Here is an 18,209-nt window from a genome sequence, read left to right as displayed (position 1 = left end):
ATGCATCCTTAACGACTTACTGTCGACTGCAGAACCACAACGGCGTCGCCACCCCCGCCCACGGCTCGCGCCGTCACTCGGTAAGAGTTGACGATCGGCACCTCTCCCTCGTCGCTGGGCATGAAGGTCTGGGTCGTCAGCCACTCGATGGTGTACCTGGGTGCGCTCCGCACTCCCGCAAAGCTATCGGAAACCTGCTGAGAGCGCTCGCTCCACGGATAGTTGGTCTCGACAGGACGGATACCCGTGTAGTCCGGACTGATCAGGCCATTAGTACCCGATGCGGAGAAAAGCACCCCGGCTTGCCGAAGGTGATTTTCTCCTGCCCGCAAGGCTGCTTCGGCTGCCTGAAAAGCGATGTTTCTGTCGCGTTCATTACCGGCCATTCGCTCTTGTAGAGTCGAATCTTGAATTGAGGCAACTCCGATCATTGTCAGTACGAGCAGAAAGATCAGACTGATGATCAGAGCGGAGCCACTCTGCGCTTTATTTCGCATGGTTTCACCTAACTCGATTGCGGACTGCCACGACGCTGCCGAACGTTTGCCGCAGACGACCATCGGCGGCGACGGCTGTGCCATTGAAGTTAATCGACTGCACCGCGTCGCCGGCTTTCGCCGTGACATTGTCGTCCGTGCTACTGAGCAGCAACCTGAAACGCACGCTCACAACCCGCGACCAATCCGTTACGTCATCGGCCGAACGATATTCGTTGGCGACGGGGCTGTTTGCAGTCTTGATGCCGTACTCGACTTGAAAGTCCTCTACGCCATCGACAAGCTCGGCAGGATTGGCACTAGTATCGGATCGATTAGCGAAACGACGCTGCATCCAAAGGGCTCGAACGGGAGTTCCGTCAGAAGATAATCTCGCAGTATCCCTTATGAAGAAGTCGATCTGTTCGAATGCCATTACTTCAGCATCAACGCCATAAGCCTTGCTGAGGCGATTGCTGGTGTTCAGATTATTGGCATGAGCTACGGTAGTTTTACCACCGGCTGCAGAAACGCTAGTTGCGCGAAAAATATCCGCCGACACGCAGTCTGCGATGAACAACGTGTCGCCGGCCTCTAGGCCCAGGCGATTATCAAGAACCTGAATGTTCGCATTGTCCACTGCCATGTTGCCGGTAAGCTGCAAACCAAGATTCGAGGCCTTCCGAATTGTCAGTACATCCGTGCCAACAGTCGCCCCCCAAACATTTCCAGAGGCCACGTTGTCCGCCCCGCCCATAATCTCGCCCAAGGGGTTTGTCGCATCCAGAGGTGGCGGCGAAGCAATGACGTTGATGCCGATCTCATCGATATTGCCGCAGCCCATGTAGCCCGCCATACGGCTCTCTGCGGCTATCAAGCCAACGGCGAAGCGACCGTTCTCTTGAAGTCGAGACATCGCATCCTGAACACGGTAGGTCGTCTTGCTAGAAAGGAACATCTGCATCACGGCTGCGCCGATGACGAGACTCAGCACAAGCGCCACCATGAGTTCGACCAGGCTAAGTCCCTTGCTACGGTTGTAGTTCACTGACAGTTCCTCTCGCAAAGCCTGGTGGTAAAGACGAACTGCTGGGCCGATATACCGCCGGACTTGGACTCGTCCCACTGCACGGTAATCGAATAAATGTCGCCGTTCTTGCTCACGCTGCCATTGCCGGCAGGAAGCTGACTAGCCATCGCCAATTTCCATTCGCGCAGGTCGGTGCTGGCGATACTGCTTCCGGTCGGCGCAGCATCGCTCAGCCCGATTGAGTAACTGCCTGCTAGCGCCGCCGGCGCATTGGCCCGCATACGATCAGCGATATCGTAAGCCATGAAGGTTGCGTGGGAGCGAAAGGCGGCGGTTTGGTTATAGTGGAGCGCATTGAGCTGCAGCCCAATCATGCCCAGTATTCCAATTCCCAAGACCAGCATTGAAACAAGCACCTCGATAAGTCCGAAGCCTTGGACATTCCGCTCCATTACTGACACTCCTTACGTGAGACTGCAGCGCGTCCAGTGGCATTCACACTGATTATTCGCTCGTCGCGGCACTCTAGACTCGGCATTGAATAAGCGAACTCCGCAGTGGCGCCGGCAGCGACACTGTCGAGGCGACCCTGCGCATTGAAGATAACTTCATTTACGGCCGAGGTAAGTGTCGCGCCTCCACTCAAGGCGGGAAAGACCCTTATCAGCTCGCCATTTTCAAAACTCGTGTTGCCATTCCTGTCGACCCAGATCCGCCAGCCAGCATGCCAGTTCCCGTTATTGAGGGAAGTGACTCTTACCTGCCCTCCCCGTTTTATTGACTCGCTTCGAGCCAGATTAAGGGCGTTGAGCAACAGTCCGGACTGTGTTTGTGCCCGATTCTGGCGAACCAGACTGCCAAACCCAGGCACGGCCACACTTAACACCACCGCCAGAATGGCTACCGTCACCATTAATTCGGTCAAGGTAAACCCTAGATTTCGCCGCATGCAAAACTTCCCCTTGAGATGCGCTGACAGTATTCTCTGGCCCGTTTGGAATTTCATTACGAGGCGGATGACCGGAGGCGAAAGCCTGACGACCGGAAGTTCGCCGCCAAACCAACCTACAGGCAGGACGCCATGCATACATCAAAGGGACTTAGTCTCGTAGAGTTACTTGTCACACTTTCGATAATCAGCATCGTTGCGCTAATTGCGGTACCTGGCACAAGCAAACTCAGGCGCGAGCAGCAGCTTGCCGGCTCGCTGTCCGCGCTGCGGGGAAGCTTGGCCTATGCAAGACAGGAGGCGATTCGTACCGGCGGCAGCGTGTCAATGACACCGATGCGCAACCAGTGGCACTACGGCTGGCGCATTTTCCACGACACGAATAATGACGGTATTTGGCAAGCTTCCGAGCGAGTACTCAGAGAGCTGGCACCGCTCGGAACGGGAGTCTCTCTTACCGGCAACACCCCCGTGCAGAGCTATATCCGCTATACCCCCAGCGGTCGAGCTTCATTGACCAGCGGAGCGTACCAAATGGGTACCTTGGCGCTGTGCCCGAATGATGGCGGCAAGGGCTACCAGTTGCGACTGAACAATGCAGGGCGGGTATCAGTGGTTGCCGTCGACGAATGCGAAGCGCTCTAGAGCGCTTTCAAACGCAGTTCCTTCGGCATCGAAAACGTCACGTTTTCCGGCCGCCCATCCAATTCTGAGGTGGCGGTTGCCCCCCACTGCATCAGGCGCTCGATGACGCCGCGAACGAGCACCTCGGGGGCCGATGCACCGGCGGTAATGCCAACCTTTTCTGCTGTGGCAAACCAGCTGCGCTCCAGGTCCTCGGCTCCGTCTATCAAATGGGCCGGGGTGCCCATGCGCTCGGCCAATTCGCGCAAGCGGTTGGAATTGGAACTGTTGGGGCTGCCGACCACCAACAGCACGTCACATTCGGCAGCCAGTTGCTTGACCGCGTCCTGACGATTCTGGGTGGCGTAGCAGATATCGTCCTTGCGTGGCCCACCAATCGACGGGAAACGCTGACGCAACGCATCGATGACGCGACTGGTGTCGTCCATCGAAAGCGTCGTCTGCGTGACGAAGGCCAGCGCCTCGGGATTGCGTACCTGCAGACGCTCCACATCCGCCTCGTCTTCGACGAGATAGATCGCACCGCCGTTACGCGCATCGTACTGACCCATGGTGCCCTCGACCTCCGGGTGGCCCTGGTGGCCGATCAGAATGCACTCACGTCCTTCGCGGCTGTACTTGGCTACTTCGAGGTGAACCTTGGTGACCAGTGGGCAAGTCGCGTCGAAAACCTTCAGACCGCGGCTCTCGGCTTCCAGGCGCACGGCCTGGGAAACCCCGTGAGCACTGAAAATCACGATCACGTCATCCGGCACCTGGTCGAGCTCTTCGACAAACACTGCGCCGCGGGCGCGCAGGTCCTCGACGACGAACTTGTTGTGTACCACCTCGTGGCGCACGTAGATCGGGGGGCCGAACACTTCCAGCGCACGGTTGACGATCTCGATCGCGCGATCGACGCCGGCGCAGAAGCCGCGGGGGTTGGCGAGTTTGATTTGCATGGTCGTCTCGGCACGCACTGGAAAGTTCGCCGGACACGCCGGCGGGCGGGTCAGGCTGGCCTGACGTCGAAGATCTCGACTTCGAACGACAGCGCCTTGCCCGCAAGAGGATGGTTGAAGTCGACAGTCACCTGACGCTCGTCGAAGGCCTTGACCACGCCAGGCAGCTCGGTGTTCGCTGCATCATTGAAGATGACCAGCAAACCCTCGGAAAGCTCCATCTCCTCGAACTGGCTACGCGGCATGGTCTGCAGGTTCTGCGGATTGTGCTGACCGAAGCCCTGCTCCGGCTCGATACGGAACTGGCGCTTGTCGCCGGCCTTGAGCCCATAGAGCTGCTGTTCGAAGCCAGGCAGCAGGCTCCCATCACCCACCTTGAAGGTGGCTGGCTTCTTGTCGAACGTACTGTCGACCACTTCGCCATTTTCCAGGCTGAGGGCGAAATGCAGGGTGACTTGCGTGTCCGGCCCGATGCGCTGGTCAGTCATTTGCCGTTTCTCCGGTTTTATTGCCCTTGAACATGTCCAGCGCCAGCATCACGGCGCCGACGGTAATCGCGCTGTCGGCGATGTTGAATGCGGGGAAGTACCAGCGGTTCTGCCAGTGGACAAGAATGAAGTCCACCACATGCCCGAGCACCATGCGGTCGTAGAGATTGCCCAATGCACCGCCGAGCACCAGCGCCAGCGCAATGGCCAGCCAGGTCTCGCCAGGCTTCAGTCGCTTGAGCCAGACCACCAGCACCAGGCTCACGCCGATAGCGATAGCTGCGAACAGCCAGCGCTGCCAGCCGTCATGATCGGCGAGAAAGCTGAAGGCCGCGCCCGTGTTGTAGGCCAAGGTCCAGGCGAAATAACCGGGGATTACATCGGCTTTCTGATACAGGCTGAAGTTGGCCTCGAACCAGTGCTTGGTCGCCTGATCGAGCACGATCACCAGCACACTGAGCCACAGCCACGCGAGCTTGCCGAAGCGTGCGGTCATCGCCCGCCCTCCGTGACGCATGCTGTCCAGCGAGCCCGGTCACGCATAGTGGCGCACCTCACCGGCACCTTCGATATTCTCGACGCAGCGGCCGCAGATTTCCGGATGCTCAGCGTGGGCGCCAACGTCAGGCAGATGATGCCAGCAGCGTCCACACTTGGCATGCGCCGTCTTCCTGACCAGCAGCTTGAGCCCGGGCATTTCACTCTCCACCGCCTCGGCAGGCGCCTCGGCCAACGACGCGACGTCGACAGCTGAAGTGATCAGCACGAAACGCAGCTCACCGCCCAGCTTGGCCAGTTCGGTGACCAACGACGGCTCAGCGTACAGCGTCACCTCGGCCTGCAGGTTGCCGCCGATGACCTTGGCATTACGCTGGTTTTCCAGCTCCTTGTTCACCGCCGCCTTGACCGCCATGACCTTGTCCCAGAACGGCCGGCCCAGCTCGAAGCCTTCCGGCAGTTCGGCAAGCCCTTCGTACCAGGTATTGAGCATCACTGACTCGTTGCGCTCGCCCGGCAGGTACTGCCAGATCTCTTCGGCGGTGAATGCCAGGATCGGCGCGATCCAGCGCACCAGTGCCTCAGCGATGTGGTACAGCGCAGTCTGGCAGGAACGCCGCGGTAGACTGTCGGCGCCCGTGGTGTACTGACGGTCCTTGATGATATCCAGATAGAAGCCGCCCAGCTCCTGCACGCAGAAGTTGTGCACTTTCTGATAGACATTCCAGAACTTGTAGGTCGTGTAGGCCTCTTCGATCTCGCGCTGCAGCAACAGCGCACGGTCGATGGCCCAGCGGTCCAGCGCGATCAGCTGATCGTTCGGCACCATGTGCTGCGCCGGGTCGAAGCCGTCGAGATTCGAGAGCAGGAAGCGCGCGGTGTTGCGGATACGCCGGTAGGCATCGGCGCTGCGCTGCAGGATCTGCTTGGAAACCGCCATCTCGCCGGAATAGTCGGTGGCCGAAACCCACAGACGCAGGATATCGGCGCCCATACTATCGGTGATTTCCTGTGGGGCGATCACGTTGCCGAGGGACTTGGACATCTTGCGGCCGTTCTCATCCACGGTGAAACCATGGGTGAGCAAGCCGCGGTACGGCGCGTGGCCATCGATGGCGGCGCCGGTCAGCAGCGAGGAATGGAACCAGCCGCGATGCTGGTCGGAGCCTTCCAGATAGAGATCGGCACGCGGCCCCTGCTCGTGGCCCATGGGATGCGAGCCGCGCATCACGTGCCAGTGGGTGGTACCGGAGTCGAACCAGACATCGAGGGTGTCATTGGTCTTCTCGTATTGCGCCGCCTCGTCGCCAAGCAGATCGACCGGGTCGAGTTTGAACCAGGCTTCGATGCCCTCGCGCTCGACGCGCTGCGCGACCTGTTCCATGAGCTCGACGGTGCGTGGGTGCAGCTCGCCGCTTTCCTTGTGCAGAAAGAACGGGATCGGCACGCCCCAGTTGCGCTGGCGCGAGATGCACCAGTCAGGACGCCCAGCGATCATGCCGTGCAAACGCGCCTGCCCCCAGGCCGGGACGAACTCGGTCTGCTCGATGGCATCCAGCGCACGGCGACGCAGCGAACTGCCGTCGTGGGCGACCTTGTCCATGCCCACGAACCACTGCGCCGTAGCACGATAGATCAGCGGGGTCTTGTGTCGCCAGCAGTGCATGTAGCTATGCTGGATCGACTCATGCTTGAGTAGCGCGCCGACTTCGGCGAGCTTCTCGACGATCGCCGGATTGGCTTTCCAGATGAACTGGCCGCCAAAGAACGGCAGATCCGAGACATAGACGCCATTGCTCTGCACCGGGCCGAGAATGTCGTCGTTCTCCATGCCGTAGTGCTTGCAGGAGCGGAAGTCGTCCTCGCCGTAGGCCGGCGCGGAGTGGACGATGCCGGTACCGGCGCCGGTTTCCACATAATCGGCCAGATAGACCGGCGCGAAGCGCTCGTAGAACGGATGACGGAAGCGGATCAGCTCCAGCGCCTTGCCTTCGCAACGCGCGATGATTTCGCCGGTCAGGCCATAGCGCTGCAGGCTGGACTCGACCAGTTCCTCGGCCAGCACCAGCAGGCGCTCGCCGGTATCGACCAGCGCATAGACGAACTCGGGATGCACGTTCAGCGCCTGGTTGGCCGGAATGGTCCAGGGCGTGGTGGTCCAGATGACGATGCTGGCGCGCTTGGCCAGACTGGCCAGGCCGAACGCGGCGGCCAGCTTGTCGGCGTCCTCAACATCGAAGGCGACATCGATGGCATCGGATTTCTTGTCCTGATACTCGACTTCCGCTTCGGCCAGCGCCGATCCGCAATCGAAGCACCAGTTGACCGGCTTCAGCCCCTTGAAGACAAAGCCACCCTCAACCATCTTGGCCAGCGCGCGGATTTCACCGGCCTCGTTGGCGAAGTCCATGGTCTTGTAGGGGTTGTCCCAGTCACCCAGAACGCCGAGACGAATGAAGTCGGCCTTCTGCCCTTCGATCTGCTCGGCGGCATAGGCGCGGCAGCGTTCGCGGGTCAGCTCGGCGGGCTGGTTTTTGCCAAAGGTGGTCTCGACCTTGTGTTCGATGGGCAGCCCATGGCAGTCCCAGCCCGGCACGTACGGAGCATCGAAGCCAGCCAGCGTCTTGGAGCGGACGATCATGTCCTTGATGACCTTGTTCACCGCATGGCCGATGTGAATGTTGCCGTTGGCGTACGGCGGGCCATCGTGCAGGACGAACTTGGGGCGGCCCTCGCCGATCTGCCGCAGCTTCCGATACAGGTCGATGCTGTTCCAGCGCTGCAGAATCTCCGGCTCGCGCTGGGGCAGACCGGCCTTCATCGGAAATGCCGTGGACGGCAGATTGAGGGTCGCTTTGTAATCGGTCATTTCAGTCCTGACTCATGGTGGAGAGTGAAGCCCGCCAGTAATCACGGGCGGCGGCGATATCGGCGCTTATCGCTGCCTTGAGCGCCTCGAGGGAGGCGAAACGCTGTTCGTCGCGCAGCTTGTGATGAAACACGACCTGGACGCGACGGCCGTAGAGATCGGCCTGCAGGTCCAGCAGATGCACTTCCAGGTGTGGCTGACCGTCACTCCTGACGCTGGGACGCATGCCAATGTTGGCCACCCCGGGGTGCGGCGAGCCGTCGAGCACGAGGCTGACCATGTACACGCCGCTCAGTGGCGTACTACGGCGCTTGAGTTGCACGTTTGCCGTTGGGGCGCCGAGCTGGCGACCGAGTTTCTGACCGTGCACGATCCGCCCGGTCAGGCTGAACGGGCGCCCGAGCAACGCCTGGGCCGCCTGCAGATCGCCGCGGGCGAGCACCTCACGCAACCGTGTACTGCTGACCCGCTGACCGTCCACCTCGATCGTGGTCGCCGCCTCGACGCTGAACCCTTCGGCGGCTCCGGCCCGGAGCAGGAAATCGAAATCACCCGCCCGATCACACCCGAAGCGGAAGTCGTCTCCGACCTCGAGGTGCCGTACCGCCAGCCCCTCAACCAGCACCGCTTGCACGAACTCGGCGGCACTGAGCTCGCGCAGCCGCCGGTTGAACGCCAGGCAGAGCACCTGATCGATACCCTGCTGCTCGAGCAGGCACAGCTTCTCGCGCAGACGGGTGAGGCGGGCCGGCGCCTTGTCCGGCGCAAAGAACTCGCGCGGCTGCGGTTCGAATATCACCACGCAGCTGGGCAGCCCCAATTCGGCCGCACGCTCGCGCAGACGTGCAAGGATGGCCTGATGCCCCCGATGCACCCCGTCGAAATTGCCGATGGTAGCTACGCAGCCCCGATGTCGGGGGCGCAGGTTGTGAAGACCACGAACCAGCTGCATACCGCACTTCTTGCTTGAAAAGTGGCCGATTATACGCAGACCCCACCCCTGCGGACAGGCTTAAACCGGCGCTGATCGCAGTCAGTGACGCAGATGGCGAGGCCTCAAGCCCAGCAGCACGAGCCCGGCCCCGTAGGCCAGAATACCGCCGCAGACCAGCAGCGCCAGTTGCCAGGCGCGCTGCTGCCAGCCCCAGACGAACCATTCGGCCGCGGGCGGATTCAGCCAGTAGACGAAACCCACCATCGCCGCACAGCCGCCAGCCAGGCGCAAGCCGAACAGCAGCCAGCCCCGCTGTGGCCGATAGACACCGATGCGATACAGCCCCCAGAACAGCAGACCGGCATTGAGCATCGACGACATGGAGGTCGCCAGGGCCAGTCCGACGTGCTTGAGCGGCCAGATCAGCAGAAGATTGAACACCATGTTCGCGATCATGCAGGTAATCGCCACACGCACCGGCGTCTTCAAATCCTGTCGCGCGAAGAATCCAGGGGCCAGCACCTTGATCAGCATGAAGGCCAGCACCCCGAGCGAATAAGCCTGCAGCGCGTTGGCCGACTGCACCACCGCCTGCTCGGTCATCGCTCCGTAGAAGAACAACCCGGCGATAAGAGGTTCGGCAAGAATTCCCAGCGCCAGGGCGGCCGGCACACCGACGAGCAGCACCATGCGCAGCGCCCAGTCCAGCGTCGAGGAAAAAGCCTTGGGATCGTCACCGGCATGCTGACGCGACAGGCTCGGCAGAATCACCGTGCCGATCGCGATGCCGAACGCACCCAGCGGCAGCTCGGACAGGCGATCGGCATAGTAGAGCCAGGAGACGCTACCCGTTTCCAGAAAGGAGGCCAGCACCGTGTCGAGCAGCAGATTGATCTGACTGACCGAGACGCCGAACAGCGCCGGCACCATCAGCAGCATGATCCGCCGCACGCCCTCGTCGCCAAACCGCACCCGCGGCCGGGGTAGCAGGCCCAGCCGGGCGACGTAGGGAAGCTGGAAGCCGAACTGAGCAAAACCGGCGATGAACACACCCCAGGCCAGTGCCATGATCGGCTCGTCGAAATACGGCGACAGCAGGACCGCCGAACCGATCATGCAGACGTTCAGCAGCACCGGCGTGAATCCCGGCACGGCGAAATAGCCGTAACTATTGAGCACACCCGAGGTGAACGCGGTCAGCGAAATCAGCAGCAGGTAGGGAAAGGTGATCCGCAAGAGCTCGCCGGCCAGCGCCATCTTCGCCGGATCGTCATGAAAGCCCGGGGCGAAGATCATCACCACATAAGGCGCCGCCAGCACGCCGAGCACCGTCAGCGAAGCAAGCACCAACGTGAGCATGCCGGCCGTACGGTCGACCAGCTGCTTCACCTCGGCCAGGGGGCGCTTGGCCCGGTACTCGGACAGCACCGGCACGAATGCCTGGGCGAAGGCGCCCTCGGCGAACAGCCGGCGCAGGAAGTTGGGGATCTTGAAGGCAATGAAAAATGCGTCGGCGGCGGCGCCCGAGCCGAAGTAGCTCGCGACTACCATGTCACGCACCATGCCCAGCACACGCGACAGCAGGGTCATGACGCTGACCACCGCACTGGAACGCAACAGGCCACCTTTACCGGCTGTGTCGGTCATTCGTTTGACTCGGCGAGAAGAACCAGGGGGCACGCAGGCGCAGGCGCGACCGCGCGGCGCACATACGACCCACGAAGAGGGCGCGAGTTTAGCCCTGAGCCGCCTGTCCAGCCAGCGCCGTGACGCCCCGGCAGCAGGCTTGACAAGCCTCACCGGGATCGGCATGATTCGCGGCCTTATTTGCTTTGCAACCCCCACGTTTTCGAGGAGTTCGACGGTGGCCAACAGCCCTTCCGCCAAAAAACGCGCAATTCAGGCTGAGAAGCGTCGCAGCCACAACGCCAGCTTGCGCTCCATGGTTCGTACCTACATCAAGAATGTGGTCAAGGCGATCGACGCCAAGGACCTGGAAAAAGCCCGCACCGCTTACACTGCTGCCGTTCCGGTCATCGACCGCATGGCTGACAAGGGCATCATTCACAAGAACAAGGCCGCTCGTCACAAGAGCCGTCTGAATGCTCACATCAAGGCGCTCGGCCAAGCCGCTGCCTGATGGACTGATGCTCCGAAAAAACCGGCCTAGTGCCGGTTTTTTCATGCCCATCAATCAGCAGCCCTAGCTCTGCCGATTATTGCCGCCCCCATGGCAGGATCGGAATCGCCGTTACCGCATTCTGCGGACTACCCTCGATGACCCGATCGCTGTAGACGAGATACACCAGCGTGTTACGCGACTGATCGAAGAAGCGCACCACCTGCATGGTCTTGAACACCAGCGAGGTCCGCTCCTTGAATACCTCCTCGCCATCCTCGAGCTTGCCGACAAAGCTGATCGGCCCTACCTGGCGACAGGCAATCGATGCCTCGGCACGATCCTCAGCCAACCCCAGACCACCCTTGATGCCGCCAGTCTTGGCCCGCGACAAATAACAGGTCACCCCGCGCACCTTCGGGTCGTCGAACGCCTCGACCACGATTTTGTGGTTGGGCCCCAACCACTTGAATACGGTATCGACCGAGCCGATCTCCTCCGCCATGAGCGGCGCCCCAATCAGCAAACCCGCCAGACCAACGATCAGCCGTCGCATCATCACCTCAAACCAGGATCATGTTGTCGCGATGCACCAACTCGGGCTCATCAACGTAACCGAGCAATCTCTCGATCTCATCAGATGGCCGCCCGATGATGCGCGCCGCCTCGGCGGCACTGTAGTTGACCAGCCCGCGCGCCACCTCCACACCATCCGGCCCCACGCAGACAACCATCTCGCCCCGCCTGAAGCCGCCCTCCACAGCCCGCACACCCACCGGAAGCAGGCTGCCATGCGCCTGCTTCAGAGCACGCACTGCACCCGCATCCAGCGAAAGCGTGCCCCGCGTCTGCAGGTGCCCGGCCAGCCACTGCTTGCGTGCGGCGTGCCGGCTGCATTCGGGAGCCAGCAGGGTGCCCAGGCGCTCGCCCGCCTTAAGGCGCGACAGCACTTGCTCGATGCGACCACCAACGATGACCGTGTGCGCGCCGGAACGCGCCGCCAGGCGGGCTGCCCGCAGCTTGGTCTGCATGCCTCCACGCCCAAGGGCGCCGCCCGTACCACCGGCAACCAGGTCCAGCGAAGGGTCGTCCGCTCGCGCTTCGCTGATCAAGGCGGCATGCGGATTAAGCCTGGGATCGGCATCGAACATGCCATCCCGATCGGTCAGGATCACCAGCAGGTCCGCCTCGACCAGGTTGGCGACCAGCGCCGCCAAGGTGTCGTTGTCACCGAAGCGGATTTCGTCGGTCACCACGGTGTCGTTTTCATTGATGACCGGCACGACCCCCAGATCGATGAGCGTGCGCAGCGTGCTGCGCGCATTGAGGTAGCGCTTGCGGTCAGACAGGTCGTCATGGGTGACGAGGATCTGGGCCGTCTGCTGCTCACAGCGCGCAAAGCTCGATTCCCAGGCGCGAATCAACCCCATCTGCCCGACGGCGGCGGCAGCCTGCAATTCATGCACTGCCTTTGGCCGCGCCGTCCAGCCCAGGCGGCTCATGCCGGCAGCCACCGCACCGGACGACACCAACACGAGCTCCACACCAGCCGCGCGCAGGGCAACCATCTGATCGACCCAAACCGCCATCGCCGCCTGATCCAGGCCCCGACCATCAGCCGTCAACAGGGCGCTGCCGATCTTCACCACCCAGCGCCGCGCGCCGCTCACCTTGTCCCGCATTTCATGCCTTCCCCAGACGGCAAACATTCAGCTCCGGAAGCGCCCCACACAGAACCGCATGAAGCAGCGCTCACCCTCTTCAGCGCACGTAGAAGATCTCGGCGCCATCCTCGTCATCGTCATCATCGTCGAAGTCATCGTCATCGACCTCGTCGACCGCCTTCACGCCGGCGCGACGCAGCGCCCGCTGGTCGTCGAGCTCCTGCAGGCGAGCCCGCGCCTCGTCCTCGATCTGACGATCCAGCTCGGTAAGCTGCTCGGCGTAAGCCGGCTCTTCGGCCATACGCAGCGCGCGCTCATCCAGATAACGCATGATCGCCTGACTGAGCTCCTCGGTTCCCTCGCGCTCCAGGGCAGAGATGACGAACACCGGCCCCTTCCAGTCGAGACGCTCGACCACGCTGCTCACTCGCGCTTCGCGCTCATCATCGAGCAGCTGGTCAGCCTTGTTCAGCACCAACCAGCGGTCGCGCTGGGTCAACGCCGGACTGAACTTCTCGAGCTCCCCGATGATGGTTTCAGCGGCATCCGCCGGGTCGCTGCCATCGACCGGTGCGATATCTACCAGATGCAGCAGCAAACGCGTACGCGCCAGGTGCTTGAGAAAGCGGATTCCCAACCCCGCGCCCTCGGATGCCCCTTCGATCAAGCCGGGAATGTCCGCAATGACAAAGCTCTTGAAGCGCCCCACGCTGACGACACCAAGGTTTGGCACCAGCGTGGTGAACGGATAATCCGCCACCTTGGGCTTGGCCGCCGAAACCGAGCGAATGAAGGTGCTCTTGCCGGCATTTGGCAGGCCAAGAAGACCGACGTCGGCCAGCACCTTGAGTTCCAGCTTAAGGTCACGCGCCTCACCCGGCTTACCCGGCGTGGTCTGCCGTGGCGCGCGATTGGTACTGGATTTGAAGCGGGTGTTACCCAAGCCATGCCAACCACCCTGGGCAACCAGCAAACGCTGCCCGGCCTTGGTCAGGTCGCCCATGATTTCCTGCGTTGCCGCGTCGATCACGGTAGTGCCCACCGGCACCGGCAGGATCAGATCGTCCCCCTTGGCTCCGGTGCAGTCCGTGCTACCACCCTTCTGGCCGTTCGGCGCAGTGAAGCGGCGGGTATAACGGTAGTCGACCAGCGTATTGAGGTTTTCATCGGCCTCGAGATAGACCGAACCGCCATCGCCACCGTCGCCCCCGTTGGGACCACCCTTCTCGATAAACTTTTCGCGACGAAAGCTCATCATGCCGTTGCCGCCGTCGCCGGCCTTTACGTGGATCGATACTTCATCGACGAATTTCATTGGAACGCCTCCCGCCACCGGACGGGCCGAAAGAAACAGATACCAGGCGGCACGACACCCTACAGATGCTCGAGCCGACCTTCGGAAATACAAACAAAAAAGCCCCGTCGCATGACAGGGCTTTTCCAGCAACGCCGCGATTAGGCCGCGACGACGCTCACGTAGCGACGGCCAAAAGCGCCCTTCACTTCGAACTTGACCACACCTTCGACCTTGGCGAAGAGCGTGTGATCCTTACCGATGCCGACACCGACGCCCGGGTGGAACTGGGTGCCACGCTGACGCACGATGATGTTGCCAGCCTTGATGACCTGACCACCGAACATCTTCACGCCAAGGCGTTTACTTTCGGAATCGCGGCCGTTGCGGGTAGAACCGCCAGCTTTTTTGTGTGCCATGAGCTCAATACTCCTATGTAGGGATCCAGGCCCTGTTAGCCCTGGATACCGGTGATTTTGACCTCAGTGAACCACTGACGGTGGCCCTGACGCTTCATGTGGTGCTTACGGCGACGGAACTTGATGATGCTCACCTTGTCGTGACGGCCCTGGGCAACCACCTCAGCGGTAACCTTGGCACCCTCCACTACCGGAGCACCGATCTTCACGTCTTCGCCGTTACCGACCAGCAGAACGCGGTCAAAAGTGACAGCCTCGCCAGTCGGAATCTCGAGCTTTTCGATCTTGAGGAACTCACCTTCGGCAACCTTGTATTGCTTGCCGCCGGTAACGATAACTGCGTACATCTGTGTATCTCCGTTAATCCTGCTCACCCAGCGCTTTATAAGAGGAGGTATTGGCTGGCATGGCTGCATGGGGCCGGAAGGGACGCCCGTGCAATTGCGTAAGGCAGGGAAATGCCCAGGGGAAAGTTCAGGGTCCGCGATTGTACGCACGCAGGAGAGCCCACGCAAGGCCCGATATTAGCTGCCTTGACAGCCCCCGACCCGGCTCATAGCATGCCGCGCAATCTCCGAGGAGCCCCCGATGCAACCCCAGGCCTTCTACCAAGTCGTAGCGGACGATTTCGCTGCCGTTGACGGCATTATCCGCAAGCAGCTGACGTCTCGCGTGCCCCTGGTAGAAAAGATCGGGGACTATATCACCTCGGCCGGTGGCAAGCGCCTGCGCCCACTTCTGGTCCTGCTCAGCGGTAGCGCACTCGGGCATCAGGGCGACCCGTTGCGCCTGCTCGCGGCGATCATCGAATTCCTGCACACCTCGACACTGCTGCACGACGACGTAGTGGACATGTCCGGCATGCGTCGCGGCCGCTCGACCGCCAATGCACTGTGGGGCAACGCGCCCAGCGTTCTGGTCGGCGACTTTCTTTACGCCCGCTCCTTCGAGATGATGGTCGAACTCGGCTCGATGCCAGTCATGCAGATCATTTCCCAGGCGACCCGGGTCATTGCCGAGGGCGAGGTACTGCAGCTATCCAAGGTGCGTGACGCCAGCACCACCGAGGAAATCTACATGGAGGTCATTCGCGGCAAGACCGCGATGCTTTTCGAGGCCTCGACGCACAGCGCCGCCACCCTGGCCGGGGCGACGCACGAGCAGCGCGAAGCGCTACGCGTCTTCGGCGACCACCTGGGCATTGCCTTCCAATTGGTCGACGATCTGCTGGATTACCAGGGCGACGCCCAAACCCTCGGCAAGAACGTCGGCGACGACCTGGCCGAAGGCAAACCGACCCTGCCGTTGATCTACACCATGCGCGAGGGCACCGAATCCCAGGCCAGCCTGGTACGCCGCGCCATCCAGAAAGGCGGCATCGAGGATCTCGAGCACATCCGTGAGGCCGTCGAATCCTCTGGTGCGCTCGGCTACACCGCGCAGCTGGCTCGGCAGCATGCCGACCGCGCGATCGCCAGCCTCGAGCCGATCCCGCACAACCGCTACCGGGACGCACTCATCGAACTCGCCCAGTTCGCCGTAGCCCGGACCCACTGATACATCGCAAAGCACCAGCACACCGGCACACCGATGGCCGGGGGCATTTCGCACTTGCAATTTAGAAAACGATAATTATTCTCATTATCGAAATCTAATTGTGGAGGCGACGCCATGACCTACCTGATTGATGCCTGGCTTGATCGGCCGGAGCCTTATGTGAGAATCCTCGACCGCGCGACCGGCGCGGTCTGCGCGCAACTGGAAGGCGAGGCACTGGCGGAACTCTGTGCCCAGGGCGATCTGACGATCCAGGAGCTCAGCACGACAGAGCCCTGCGCGCTGAAGGAACAGGTGCGCAACCTGTTCCTGTTCTGCTACGCCCGCGCTCTGAAATCCTGAACGCGGCGCCCGGCTTCAGAGCACTTCGAGCAGTTCGACATCGAAGACCAGCACACTGTGAGGCGGGATGCTACCCACGGCCTGCGCGCCATATGCCAGCTCGCTGGGCACGTAGAGACGCCACTTGCTGCCAGCGTTCATCAGTTGCAGCGCCTCGGTCCAGCCTGCAATCACGCCACCGACCGGGAACTCTGCCGGTTGGCCACGCTGGTAAGAGCTGTCGAACACGGTGCCGTCGATCAGCGTACCGTGGTAGTGCGTCCGCACGCTGTCCTCGCGCGTCGGGCGGGCGCCCGAGCCCTCGGTGAGCACCTCGTACTGCAGACCGGAAGACAATACGACAACGCCTTCGCGCTTGGCATTCTCGCCCAGGTAGGCGCGCCCTTCTTCGGCCGCTGCCTCGGCCTTCTGCCGGGCCTCGGCCTGCATGCGCTCGCGGATCACGGCAAAGCTGGCGCTCAGCTCGGCCGCATCGACACGGCTCGCGGCGTTGGCGAAGGCATCACGAATGCCGGCGATCACCGCATCGATGCTGATACCCGGAGGTGGATTGTCACGCAGCTGGTCACCCAGCTGACGGCCAATGCCATAGCTCACACGGGTTTCGTCGGTATTCAGTTCGAGATCGGTCATGCCGGCTCCGCTTGCAGATTAAAAGGGCCGGCAGACTAGCACAGTCGCCCCGACCCGACCTCACCGCTACCAGGCCGAGCGCATGCTGAGAGGGACCCTGAGCGGCTCACCAGCCGTTGCCGGAAGGCCGCACATTTCTTCGTGCGCCGATGCATGCAACAGGTAGAAGGGCACTTCCGGCATGTCGCGCAGCAGATCACGCGCGTGCTCGACCGAACGCACATGCCAGACGCGCTCCGCTTCGTCACGCAGGCGATGCCGGACACCACCAACTTCGCGGATCTCCAGCAGATAGAAGCCACCTTCCAGTGAAATCAGCTCCAGCGATTCGACGGCGCCCACCTGGGCCAGTTCGATGAGTTGCGACAGTTGCATCCGATCACCTCCAGGCATGCGTCGGGGCGTCACGCACGATTCAATGCTTGGTGAGCTTGTCCAGGTACCCCATCGCGAACGCCGAGACGACAAAGGTCAGGTGAATGATGACGTACCACATGAGCTTGTCGCCATCGAGCTGCTGCGCATCCATGAACATCCGCAGCAGATGGATCGAAGAGATCGCCACGATGGAGGCCGCAACCTTCATCTTCAGCGAGCCGGAGTCCATTTTGCCCAGCCAATCGAGCTTCTCCTTGCCCTCGTCGATGTCCAGTTGCGATACGAAATTCTCGTAGCCGGAGATCATCACCATCACCAGCAGGCCACCGACCAACGCCATGTCGATCAGCGACAGCAGCTTGAGGATCAGGTCACCTTCGCTCAGCGCGAGCACGCTAGGCAGTATGTGCCAGATCTCCTGGAAAAATTTGATGGTCAGCGCCAGCAGCGCAAGCGCCAGGCCGAAATAGATGGGAGCAAGCAGCCAGCGCGCTGCGTACATCGCGTTCTCGAAAAAGCGTTCCATGAGGTTCCACTACAGGTCAGACGGCTGCCGGCGAGTATACGCAGCGCCAACTGGCAGACAAGCTCGGCGCCCCTACTCGAGGGCAACCCGACGAGGCCATACGCCGATGGCTATGGACGGGTTTCCCAACCGCTGAGGAAGCGAGCCTGATCGGCGTTGACCTTGCGCAGTTCGGCCTGCATGTGGAGTTGCCAGATGGCCGGGTCGGCAGCTTCCTCATAGCCCTGGCTGCGCAGGTTGCTGACGATGGCCTCGAGCACCGACTCGGCCACCCGGTGCCCGCGAAACGGCCCCTGAACCCGGATCGCAGTTGGCTGCGATCCGGACAGCCCCGCCGCGCAGAGCAGCGTCCAGAGCCCATTACCCCCGGCAACCGGGCGAATGATGCATTCGATACGGGTCACCAGACCCAGGCATTGGCGATTCAAGCAAAGCGCGTGCGACATG

Annotated in this window: 23 protein-coding genes; 4 read left to right on the top strand and 19 right to left on the bottom strand. The window is 61.6% G+C overall.

Translation table 11 applies throughout. The annotated features are described in order from the left end of the window. Positions 1 to 8: 8 nt before the first annotated feature. From CL52_RS04060 to CL52_RS20540, 4 genes are read right to left on the bottom strand one after another with little or no spacing between them, the layout of a single operon-like run. Entirely contained in the window at positions 9 to 497 is a 489-nt protein-coding gene (locus tag CL52_RS04060) for a pilus assembly PilX family protein (protein ID WP_043218683.1), read from the bottom strand. A gap of 4 nt (positions 498 to 501) precedes the next feature. Continuing rightward, the gene (locus tag CL52_RS04055) at positions 502 to 1,524 is read right to left on the bottom strand and encodes a PilW family protein (RefSeq protein ID WP_052264514.1); all 1,023 of its coding nucleotides are present in this window, start codon (positions 1,522 to 1,524) and stop codon (positions 502 to 504) included. Next, positions 1,521 to 1,958, bottom strand: a complete 438-nt coding sequence (gene pilV, locus CL52_RS04050; protein WP_043218680.1) for a type IV pilus modification protein PilV — start codon at positions 1,956 to 1,958, stop codon at positions 1,521 to 1,523. The genes CL52_RS04055 and pilV overlap by 4 nt, the downstream gene beginning before the upstream one ends. Beyond that, a complete protein-coding gene (locus CL52_RS20540; RefSeq protein WP_074519917.1) occupies positions 1,958 to 2,455 on the bottom strand; it encodes a GspH/FimT family pseudopilin in 498 nt (165 codons plus the stop codon). Before CL52_RS20540 ends, pilV begins: the two co-directional genes overlap by 1 nt. Before the next feature lie 132 nt (positions 2,456 to 2,587). Here CL52_RS20540 and CL52_RS20535 point away from each other — a divergent pair, with 132 nt between their 5' ends. Continuing rightward, positions 2,588 to 3,100: a GspH/FimT family pseudopilin gene (locus CL52_RS20535; RefSeq protein ID WP_082041972.1), complete on the top strand. Its 513-nt coding sequence runs from the start codon at positions 2,588 to 2,590 to the stop codon at positions 3,098 to 3,100. Here the strand turns inward: CL52_RS20535 and ispH are convergent. The 6 genes from ispH to murJ all read right to left on the bottom strand — a co-directional run bounded on the left by ispH (position 3,097) and on the right by murJ (position 10,477). Further along, on the bottom strand, positions 3,097 to 4,041 hold the full coding sequence (ispH, locus tag CL52_RS04045; protein WP_041103839.1) for a 4-hydroxy-3-methylbut-2-enyl diphosphate reductase: 945 nt from the start codon (positions 4,039 to 4,041) through the stop codon (positions 3,097 to 3,099). The genes CL52_RS20535 and ispH overlap by 4 nt on opposite strands. A 50-nt stretch (positions 4,042 to 4,091) precedes the next feature. After that, complete coding sequence (fkpB, locus tag CL52_RS04040) at positions 4,092 to 4,529, bottom strand: FKBP-type peptidyl-prolyl cis-trans isomerase (RefSeq protein ID WP_043218677.1); 438 nt, start codon at positions 4,527 to 4,529, stop codon at positions 4,092 to 4,094. Next, on the bottom strand, positions 4,522 to 5,025 hold the full coding sequence (lspA, locus tag CL52_RS04035) for a signal peptidase II (RefSeq protein ID WP_041103835.1): 504 nt from the start codon (positions 5,023 to 5,025) through the stop codon (positions 4,522 to 4,524). The genes fkpB and lspA overlap by 8 nt, the downstream gene beginning before the upstream one ends. Before the next feature lie 39 nt (positions 5,026 to 5,064). Next, complete coding sequence (ileS, locus tag CL52_RS04030) at positions 5,065 to 7,896, bottom strand: isoleucine--tRNA ligase (protein WP_043218672.1); 2,832 nt, start codon at positions 7,894 to 7,896, stop codon at positions 5,065 to 5,067. A gap of 1 nt (position 7,897) precedes the next feature. After that, complete coding sequence (gene ribF, locus CL52_RS04025) at positions 7,898 to 8,848, bottom strand: bifunctional riboflavin kinase/FAD synthetase (RefSeq protein ID WP_043218669.1); 951 nt, start codon at positions 8,846 to 8,848, stop codon at positions 7,898 to 7,900. 81 nt (positions 8,849 to 8,929) lie between these two features. Then, the gene (gene murJ / locus CL52_RS04020) at positions 8,930 to 10,477 is read right to left on the bottom strand and encodes a murein biosynthesis integral membrane protein MurJ (RefSeq protein ID WP_041103830.1); all 1,548 of its coding nucleotides are present in this window, start codon (positions 10,475 to 10,477) and stop codon (positions 8,930 to 8,932) included. Between the two features lie 217 nt (positions 10,478 to 10,694). On the opposite strand from murJ, the gene rpsT reads away from it, so the two are divergent. Further along, on the top strand, positions 10,695 to 10,970 hold the full coding sequence (rpsT, locus tag CL52_RS04015) for a 30S ribosomal protein S20 (protein WP_041103828.1): 276 nt from the start codon (positions 10,695 to 10,697) through the stop codon (positions 10,968 to 10,970). Positions 10,971 to 11,046: 76 nt separating this feature from the next. Here rpsT and CL52_RS04010 read toward each other — a convergent pair whose 3' ends face one another. The 5 genes from CL52_RS04010 to rplU all read right to left on the bottom strand — a co-directional run bounded on the left by CL52_RS04010 (position 11,047) and on the right by rplU (position 14,673). Next, positions 11,047 to 11,505: a CreA family protein gene (locus CL52_RS04010; protein ID WP_043218667.1), complete on the bottom strand. Its 459-nt coding sequence runs from the start codon at positions 11,503 to 11,505 to the stop codon at positions 11,047 to 11,049. 7 nt (positions 11,506 to 11,512) lie between these two features. Beyond that, positions 11,513 to 12,631, bottom strand: coding sequence for a glutamate 5-kinase (gene proB / locus CL52_RS04005; RefSeq protein ID WP_041103826.1), 1,119 nt, complete (start codon positions 12,629 to 12,631; stop codon positions 11,513 to 11,515). A gap of 79 nt (positions 12,632 to 12,710) precedes the next feature. Then, positions 12,711 to 13,928, bottom strand: a complete 1,218-nt coding sequence (gene cgtA / locus CL52_RS04000; RefSeq protein WP_043218664.1) for an Obg family GTPase CgtA — start codon at positions 13,926 to 13,928, stop codon at positions 12,711 to 12,713. A 140-nt stretch (positions 13,929 to 14,068) separates the two neighbouring features. Continuing rightward, positions 14,069 to 14,326 carry a 50S ribosomal protein L27 gene (gene rpmA, locus CL52_RS03995; protein ID WP_041103817.1) on the bottom strand — a complete coding sequence of 86 codons (258 nt, stop codon included), beginning with the start codon at positions 14,324 to 14,326 and terminating at the stop codon, positions 14,069 to 14,071. Between the two features lie 35 nt (positions 14,327 to 14,361). Beyond that, positions 14,362 to 14,673: a 50S ribosomal protein L21 gene (gene rplU, locus CL52_RS03990; protein WP_041103815.1), complete on the bottom strand. Its 312-nt coding sequence runs from the start codon at positions 14,671 to 14,673 to the stop codon at positions 14,362 to 14,364. Between the two features lie 241 nt (positions 14,674 to 14,914). On the opposite strand from rplU, the gene CL52_RS03985 reads away from it, so the two are divergent. Both CL52_RS03985 and CL52_RS03980 read left to right on the top strand, forming a co-directional pair. Further along, positions 14,915 to 15,883 (top strand): polyprenyl synthetase family protein, encoded by a 969-nt coding sequence (locus CL52_RS03985; RefSeq protein WP_043218662.1) that lies wholly within the window; start codon positions 14,915 to 14,917, stop codon positions 15,881 to 15,883. Between the two features lie 114 nt (positions 15,884 to 15,997). After that, positions 15,998 to 16,225, top strand: coding sequence for a PA4570 family protein (locus CL52_RS03980; protein ID WP_043218659.1), 228 nt, complete (start codon positions 15,998 to 16,000; stop codon positions 16,223 to 16,225). Positions 16,226 to 16,240: 15 nt separating this feature from the next. Here the strand turns inward: CL52_RS03980 and bamJ are convergent, their stop codons facing one another. The 4 genes from bamJ to CL52_RS03960 all read right to left on the bottom strand — a co-directional run bounded on the left by bamJ (position 16,241) and on the right by CL52_RS03960 (position 18,208). After that, complete coding sequence (gene bamJ / locus CL52_RS03975; RefSeq protein ID WP_041103810.1) at positions 16,241 to 16,858, bottom strand: BamJ family beta-barrel-assembly machinery protein; 618 nt, start codon at positions 16,856 to 16,858, stop codon at positions 16,241 to 16,243. A gap of 66 nt (positions 16,859 to 16,924) precedes the next feature. Further along, positions 16,925 to 17,233, bottom strand: coding sequence for a DUF6482 family protein (locus CL52_RS03970; protein WP_043218658.1), 309 nt, complete (start codon positions 17,231 to 17,233; stop codon positions 16,925 to 16,927). Positions 17,234 to 17,273: 40 nt separating this feature from the next. Then, a complete protein-coding gene (locus CL52_RS03965) occupies positions 17,274 to 17,762 on the bottom strand; it encodes a TIGR00645 family protein (RefSeq protein WP_041103806.1) in 489 nt (162 codons plus the stop codon). Positions 17,763 to 17,872: 110 nt separating this feature from the next. Continuing rightward, positions 17,873 to 18,208, bottom strand: a complete 336-nt coding sequence (locus tag CL52_RS03960; RefSeq protein WP_043218656.1) for a PA4575 family protein — start codon at positions 18,206 to 18,208, stop codon at positions 17,873 to 17,875. Between the last annotated feature and the right edge of the window lies 1 nt (position 18,209).

This window comes from Stutzerimonas balearica DSM 6083, from assembly GCF_000818015.1.
GTDB classification, from domain to species: domain Bacteria; phylum Pseudomonadota; class Gammaproteobacteria; order Pseudomonadales; family Pseudomonadaceae; genus Stutzerimonas; species Stutzerimonas balearica.
Note: the sequence above shows the minus strand (reverse complement) of the source record. Positions and strands in the feature narration are given on the sequence as shown.